This window comes from Pseudomonas sp. C1C7 (assembly GCF_013359595.1).
Classification (GTDB): Bacteria; Pseudomonadota; Gammaproteobacteria; order Pseudomonadales; family Pseudomonadaceae; genus Aquipseudomonas.
The window spans coordinates 72621-80280 of sequence record NZ_JABFMP010000033.1 but is presented as its reverse complement, the minus strand read 5'-3'; the positions used below and the strand labels follow the sequence as shown (position 1 = coordinate 80280).

Genomic DNA, 7660 nt, shown 5'->3' with positions numbered 1-7660 from the left:
ATCGCCTCCGGTTTGCTTCGCTGCACCTCCTCTCGATGTGTGCGGCTTCGCCGCAGGGCGCTGCGCGCCTGCCCCCCGGATAAATGCCTCCACTCAGCCTGCCGAAGGGGCGGGTGGATCAAAATCAAAAGCCAAAGCAAAAGCGCTCGAGGCGAGCTGACACTCGACCTGTTGGACGGCTGTTCGCATTCCCCTGTACGAACGCGTTCCCGTAGGAGCGAGGCTTGCCCGCGAAGGCGGCCTCGTATCCGACGCGATTTCACGAATGTACCCAAACCCACTGTAGGAGCGAGCCTGCTCGCTCCTACAGTGGCTCGGGGACGTTCACGGATTTTGTGCCTAGCCCCCAATCCAAATGTAGGAGCTGCCGAAGGCTGCGATCTTTTGATTTTGATTTTCAGGATCAAAAGATCGCAGCCTCGTTTCACTCGACAGCTCCTACAGGGGGAAGTGTGTCGATGAAGATAGGGGGAAGTTCAGCTGTTAGTTGGCGGCGCTGTTTCTTCATGGCGAACGAAAGGCATTGGCTGTATTGCATCGCCACCTTCCATTTTTGGTGTTCCTTTAAGTGCCAACATCAACTGTGCGGTGGCACTTGCCAGTGAGCTGTTGAGTCCGGCCAATACCTGGTTGATTGCACTGACGCGCTGCGCCTTTTCTTCGGGGGACAGGTTGCGGTTGGCTTCTACGGCTTGCAATTGTGCCTGTTGTTCCTGGATTTTTTCCTGGAGTTCCTGCATCTGCTTGCGGATTTTTTCCACTATCTTGGCGTCGTCCTTTGCCGACGAAGCCTTGGTATCTGAGGATGAAGCAGAGGCTTTCAGGCCTTCCAGCGACAGGTTGACCTTGACCGATTCCCGGGGCGGTATGGACGTTGGTGCGGTGGCTGGCTCGGTGGCCGCTTTCACCGGTTGCGCTGTCGGTATGTTCAACAGCAACTCTCTTGTATGAGTTGCATTGTGGTTAAAGGAAGTCCCTGTAATCGAATTCATGTCGTACAGTCCTGTGCGGCAAAGTTTGGGGGGCAAGTTAGAGGATTGTTTTTTAAAACGTATAGTCAGTCAAATGCGGAATCAGGGTTTGGCGGGAATTCAGGGTTATTTGTCTGTGCCATTAAACTGAACTAAAGATAGTTCTCGAAAGTTATGCCTTGCACTTTTCAGTGGTGAGGGGATAAATCCCCTCACCACGTCGCCCGTTAAATCATCGGCTAACGATTAGAAATCCCAGAACGCCGCCACCCAACGAAACGCATCACCATCCAGCGCCACTCGGCCAACGGACGGGAAGGGCAGGTGCGTGGCGACAAACAACTCGCCGCTCGCCGCCGCTTCTTGCATCAGACGGACCCGTACGCGAACCGATTCTTCTGGGTCATGTTCGAAGCCGTTGTGCCAATCCGGGTGTTCGAAGGCAACCGGGAACAGGGCGTCACCGGCGAAGGTCAGCTTTTCTCCGCCGGATTGCACGTAGACCACGCAGTGTCCCGGGGTGTGGCCGCCGGTCATTTTGGCGACCACGCCTGGCGCTACTTCGTGCTGGTCTTCGAAGGTGCGTACCTTGCTGGAAAACTCTTTGATGAAGGCATTGGCGGTTGCCCGCAGCACGTCCGGCACCGGTGCCGGCATGTCGGTGTGGGTGAAGTCGGGTTCGGCCCAGAAGTCCACCTCGGTTTTCGCCACGTGGATGCGCACGTCCGGGCTCAGTTTGTTCTTCACGTCATCGACCAGCAGCCCGCCGATGTGGTCCATGTGCATGTGGGTGATCACGATGTCGGTGACGGACGCCAGATCGATGCCGGCCGCCGCCAGGCGTTTGGGGAACTGCCCGGCGCGCGGGAAGCCGGGGAACTGACCGCCCAGGCCCGCGTCGACCAGGATGATCTGCTCGCCGCTGCGCACCACCAGCACGTTCAGCGCCCAGTCGAAGGCGTCGGGGCCCAGGAACATTTGCTTGAACCACGCCTTGCGCGCTTGCGGGTCGGCGTTGGTGGACATGGTTTCGGTCGGCAGCGGCAGGACGCCGTCGCTGATCACCATCACATCGATATCACCAACCCGCACGGCGTAGCGCGAAGGGATCTGATACTCGGTCGCCTGGGCTTGCGAGACAGGCTGAGCCTCAGACTTCTGGGCGAAATGGTTCAGGTAGGTAGTCATGGTCACTCTCCTGGTGAGGGGCGGTTTGCCCATGGGGAGAGTGTGAGGGGAGGGGATCGGCATCGATATCATCCCGGGGTATAGCGGGCATGCACCTTAGCGTGATGGCACTAAGCACTTCGGTTGGAAAAGTCGGCGCGCTTCAAAAAAACACCCGACACAACCGGTTCCTGTGGCGGCCGCTTTACCTGTGGCGAGGGGGTAAACCCCCTCGCCACAGGTTCTCGCCCTGCCTCCGGCACCCCATGACCGTGGGTTTTGCGTAGGGTCGTTAGCCGTTTTGCAGGTTTTCCAGCCAGCTCAGGAATTCGGCAAACCCGCTCGAGTGTTTCACCCGCCGCGGATACACCAGCGTATACCGCCCACCCGTCACAATGCGCCCGTCATGCACCCGCACCAACTGCCCATTGCGCAATTCATCCTGGGTCAACACCGCATCGACAAGCGCAATCCCCTGACCACACTTCACCGCGACAATCGCCGACTCCAACGTGTCGAAGGTCAGATGCGCATTATCCGGCCCGATCGAATCCGGGTAGTACTCTTCCCACCGCCGCCAATCCAGGCGATCCATGCTCGAGTCCACCAGTCGCGCGGTCTTGAGCAGCTCCTGCGCTGTCGTGCCCTCCAGAAGCAGCGGCGAGCACACCGGAATCAATTCTTCCTCCCACAACTCCAGTGCCTCGAAGTCGGGCCAGGTGGCGGTGCCGTAGGCGATCATCGCGTCCACCGATTCGAAGGCGAAATCCGGGAAGCGGTGATACACCGTGTCGACGCTGACGGTCACCTGCGGATGCTCGCGATAGAACGCCGTCAGCCTGGGAATCAACCAGCGCGCGGCCATGGTCGGATGCGCCCGCAGGCTGACGCTGCGGCCCACGGTGGAGAGCATGTGCGAGGCATCCGACAGCAGACCGATGACCTGTTCGGCCACCGGCACCAGCGAGCGGCCTTCGGCGGTCAGCACGATCCGGCGGGTGTGCCGTTCGAACAGACGGGTATCCAGGCGCGCTTCCAGCTGCGCGACCTGACGGCTCACCGCGCTCTGGCTGAGGTTGAGCTGCTCGCCCGCCTTGCCGAAGTTACCGGTCTTGGCAACCGTCAGGAATGCCTGCAAAAGCTCGATCGAGGGCAGTTGGCGGCTCATGTTTCTATGCGTTCCTCACATGGAATTAATGCGCAGACATCACTGTAATTTCAGTGTGCCGGGGCACATTCTTAGCTCAAACCTCGACGCTGCGCTACGCGTCATTCTCAACTCGGCGATTTCCCTCATGAACACTCCAGTTGCAGCTTTGGCCGGTGTATCGGCGTCTCAGGACCATCCACTGCCCCATGAAGTCGATGTGGTGATCATCGGCGGCGGCCTGATGGGCTGTGCCAGCGCGTATTACCTGAGCAAGGCGGGCAGCAAGGTGCTGCTGCTGGAAAAAAGCCTGCTGGCCGGTCAGCAGTCCTCCCGGGCCTGGGGTTTCGTGCGTCAGCAATCGCGGGACGAGGCCGAAGTGCCGCTGATGCAGGCCAGCATCGGCCTCTGGCGTTCGCTGGAGCGTGAACTGCAAACCGACCTGGGCTGGCGCAACGACGGCTGCCTGTTCGTCGCCGGCAACGAGGAAGAACGCGAGGGCTACGCCTCCTGGCTGAGCGTCGCGCGCAGTTTTTCGATGGACACCGTGATGCTGTCGCCCCGGCAAGTGCTCGACAAGCTGCCAGGTTACGCCGTGCCGCAGCTGGGAGGGATTTTCACCGCCAGCGACGGTCAGGCCGAACCCACGCTGGTGGCGCGGGCCTTCGCCATGCGTGCCCGGGAACTGGGTGCGCAACTGGTGGAACACTGTGGTGCCCGAGGCATCGATGTCGCCGCCGGCCAAGTGGTGGGGGTGGAAACCGAGCGCGGTTATGTGAAGGCCAAAACCGTGATCTGCGCCGCTGGCGTCACCACCTTTCGCTTGCTGCGGATGCTCGGCATCGAACTGCCGCAACAACTGGTGCGCGGCACGGTGGCCCGAACCACCGCCGGGCCGACCCTGAGCGGCATTTCCACCATCGCCAATGGCGTGGGTTTCCGCCAGCGCCTGGACGGCAGTTTCAACATCGCCGACGACGCCCATGTCGACGTCGACATGACCCTCGGTCACCTGCGCGCCCTGCATTGGTATGCGCCGTCACTGTGGGCGCACCGCAAGTCGTTTCGTTTCAACCTCAACGGCGCCTGCCTGACCGACCTGCACCAGCGCATGCCCTGGTCGCAAGCCTCGCGCCTGGGCGAGGGCATCCATGAGCGCAACCCGCTGATCAAGCCCAACGAGAAGGGCCTGGGCACCGCCATGCGCTCGCTCAAGGCGGCGTTCCCCGGTCAGGTCAATACGCAGATCGCCGACCGCTGGGCGGGGGCCATCGACGTGCTGCCCGACGGCATCCCGGTGATCGACGCACAGACCTCACCCCGGGGCCTGGCGATCGCCACCGGGTTCTGCGGCCACGGTTTCGCCATGGGGCCGATCGTGGGCAAGACCCTGGCGGACTGGATCGACAAGGGCGATCCGGGCCTGGACATGCGCCAGCTGCGCCTGTCGCGTTTCGCCGAAGGCGACGTCAAGCCGCCTTCATCGCTGTTCTAGTCGTTTGCTCCTGTCCACGTGCTGACCTGAAGGGGAAATTCGGTGACTACAACTAACAACTACTACGACCCGGCCTCGGTGGCGGGCAAGGCACCGCCGATCAACGACGAGACTGACATCCTGATCATCGGCGCGGGGCCTGCGGGGCTGGAGGCGGCGTTGACCGCCATCGGCCATGGCCTGCGGGTCACCCTGGTGGATGAAAATCCGGTGCCACTGGAAACCATGGGCGAAGAAGTGCCGCTGCATTTCGGCGGGCGAATGGGCGCGGCGGTGTCCAACCGCAACAGCGTGCTGCAGACCCTGCTCGATGCCCGTCCGGACATTTCCGAGGCGCTTGAGGCCGGCGTCGATGTGCGGCTCGGCACGGCGGTCTGGGGGCTGTTTGCTCAGCAACCCACCGCCGCGTGGATCGATGGCGCCGTGGCGGGTCTGGCCGATGAAGAAAACGCCTGGCTGCTGCGCTTCAAGCAGGTGATCGTCGCCGCGGGCCGGCGCGACATGGGCCTGGCGTTCGACGGCTGGGATCGACCCGGTGTGATGGGCGTCAGTGCGGCACATCGGTTGGCGACGGTTTATCAGGCGCTGGACGCCAAGCGTGCGGTGCTGGTCGGTAGCGATACCCAGGCGCTGGTCACGGCTCAGGCGTTGGTCGCCAGCGGCGTGCAGATTGCGGCGATCATCGAACAGGCTGCGCAGGTCAGTGGCGATCAAACGCTGCTGAATCAACTGGTAGAGCAGGGCGCTCAGCTGCTGACCCGACATGTGGTGCGTGAGGCGCTTGGCGACGGATTCGGGGTCAAGGGCATAAAAGCGGTGGCGATCGACACCGAGGGCCGCCCGCTTGAGGGCTCACTGATCGAAATCGAGTGCGACACGGTGCTGCTCGGTGTGGCAGCCATCCCCGCCATCGAACTGGTGGAAGCCACGGGTTGCCGCATGTCATTCCAGGCCAGCCGTGGCGGTCACGTACCCGATATCGACCCTGCGCAACGCACCTCGTTGCCCTTCGTGCTGGTGGCTGGCGATTGCGCTGGCGTCTGGCCGTCGAAAAGCCTCGACGAGGACATTGCCCGGCGCGAAGGCCGGATCGCCGCGCACACCGCGTTGCTCGCGCTCGGTGCGGTCATCGCGCCGGATGAGCAACCATCGATTCCCGACCAACCGATCTGCGACATTGCCGCCAACCGCACGGCCTGGGTCCGGGCAACCACGCTGCACGCACAGAACCAGCCCTTCGTCTGCCAGTGTGAAGAGGTGACCGCCCACGAGATTCTCGGACAGCAACCGCCGCGATACCTGCAATGGACGCCCGTCGAGGCGTCGCTGGAAATCACCATGCACAACGATACGCCCAACCCGGACGTGACCAAGCGCCTGACCCGCGCCTGCATGGGCCCGTGTCAGGGCCGCCGTTGCCGTGAACAGGTGGCGGCCTTACTGGGCCTGGGCGCCGGCCTGAGTGTCGAGGCCATTGCGCTGGCGTCGTTCCGTCCGCCGGTACGGCCGCTGTCGATGCATCAGGCGGGGCAGGTCGAGGAAACACCGCAGATGAACAGTCGTTGGGATGCCTGGTTCGACATGCCGTCGCAGTGGACGCCGTTCTGGCTGTGCGCCGGCGAGCAGACCGTCGCCAGGCGTCGACCTGAAACCGAGCCTCAATCCACCGCGCTGAACCACGAGGGCTGACACCATGCAAACCGTTAAAAAATCCGCCTCCAGCGCATCCGTGGTCATCGTCGGTGGCGGCGTCACCGGTCTGAGCGCCGCGTGGTGGCTGGCCCGGGATGGCGTCGACGTGCTGGTGCTCGAAGCCGGCCTGATCGGCTGGGGCGCTTCGGGGCGCAACGGCGGCGGCTGTTCCCATCACCACAGCCCGCTGTTTGTCGAAGAGCAAAGGCTGTGGCCGATGATGGACGAATTGCTGGGTTATCCCACCGAATATCGTCCGGACCGCATCAGTATCGATCTCACCGAGCACCAGGTTTCCCTCGACCAGAAGGTGGTGAACGAAGCGGCCTGGTATGGCTTGCAGGTTGATCTGCTGGACCCGCGGCAGGTGCGCGAACTGGTGCCTTTTGCCGGCGACAACGTGCTGGCCGGTTTCTACTACCACTTCGGCGGCCATGCCAATCCGCACCGCACCTTGCAGGCTTATGCCTGGGCGCTGCAGAACCTGGGTGGGCGTGTGCTTGAACATACGCCGGTGGTTGAGGTGGTGCGGGACGGCGACCGGGTGACCGGCGTGCGCACTGCCCAAGGCCTGATTTCCTGTGATCATCTGGTGATTGCCGCAGGGCCGCACACCGGGGTGCTGGCGGCGCAGCTGGGCGTGGAGATTCCACTGGTGACCGCGCGGGCGGAAATGATCGTCACCGAGCCGCTGCCGTTACTTGAAGTGGGCGGCGTCGATGGCAACGGCCTGTATGGCCGGCAGACCTTGCGCGGCAACCTGGCTTACGGTGGCGGGCCCCATGAGTGGGTCGACCTGGCGGATTTGCACGATACCCGGCCGCAATCGACGCCGCTGCAATGCAACATCGCCAAACGCCTGGCCGAGCTGTTCCCCAAGGTCGCCCACAAGCGGGTGATCCGCAGCTGGGCAGGGTTCATCGAAAATACCCCGGACGGGCGTCCGGTCATCGATCGGCCCGCTGCGCTGGACAATCTCACCGTCGCCACCATGTCCGGTGTCGGCTTCGGGCTTTCTCCGGCGAGCGGTCATGCCATTCGCGACCTGGTCGTGGACGGTAAGTGCAGTTTCGCCGATCTTTCCACGTTCTCACTCTCGCGTTTCAGCGCCCTCGAATCTGACTGGCAGGCCATTCAGGGCTGGTTGCCGCTGCCGATGCCGGCGGCATAGAAAGACGTTCTTCGAAT

6 protein-coding genes are annotated in these 7660 nt (G+C 62.7%); 3 read left to right on the top strand and 3 right to left on the bottom strand.

Translation table 11 applies throughout. The features are described from left to right. Positions 1-476 precede the first annotated feature (476 nt). The 3 genes from HNO86_RS23520 to HNO86_RS23510 all read right to left on the bottom strand — a co-directional run bounded on the left by HNO86_RS23520 (position 477) and on the right by HNO86_RS23510 (position 3306). Positions 477-992: a hypothetical protein gene (locus tag HNO86_RS23520; RefSeq protein ID WP_175379319.1), complete on the bottom strand. Its 516-nt coding sequence runs from the start codon at positions 990-992 to the stop codon at positions 477-479. Between the two features lie 225 nt (positions 993-1217). Continuing rightward, complete coding sequence (locus tag HNO86_RS23515; protein WP_175379318.1) at positions 1218-2159, bottom strand: MBL fold metallo-hydrolase; 942 nt, start codon at positions 2157-2159, stop codon at positions 1218-1220. A 271-nt stretch (positions 2160-2430) separates the two neighbouring features. Then, positions 2431-3306 (bottom strand): LysR substrate-binding domain-containing protein, encoded by an 876-nt coding sequence (locus HNO86_RS23510; RefSeq protein WP_175379317.1) that lies wholly within the window; start codon positions 3304-3306, stop codon positions 2431-2433. Positions 3307-3433: 127 nt separating this feature from the next. Between HNO86_RS23510 and HNO86_RS23505 the strand changes: the two genes are divergently transcribed. Genes HNO86_RS23505 through HNO86_RS23495 form a run of 3 tightly spaced genes read left to right on the top strand, consistent with a single transcriptional unit; the run spans position 3434 to position 7643 of the window. Continuing rightward, positions 3434-4780 carry an FAD-binding oxidoreductase gene (locus HNO86_RS23505; protein WP_175379316.1) on the top strand — a complete coding sequence of 449 codons (1347 nt, stop codon included), beginning with the start codon at positions 3434-3436 and terminating at the stop codon, positions 4778-4780. A 42-nt stretch (positions 4781-4822) separates the two neighbouring features. Next, a complete protein-coding gene (locus tag HNO86_RS23500; protein ID WP_175379315.1) occupies positions 4823-6469 on the top strand; it encodes an FAD-dependent oxidoreductase in 1647 nt (548 codons plus the stop codon). Between the two features lie 4 nt (positions 6470-6473). Then, positions 6474-7643, top strand: coding sequence for an FAD-binding oxidoreductase (locus HNO86_RS23495; RefSeq protein WP_175379314.1), 1170 nt, complete (start codon positions 6474-6476; stop codon positions 7641-7643). The last annotated feature ends 17 nt before the right edge of the window (positions 7644-7660 follow it).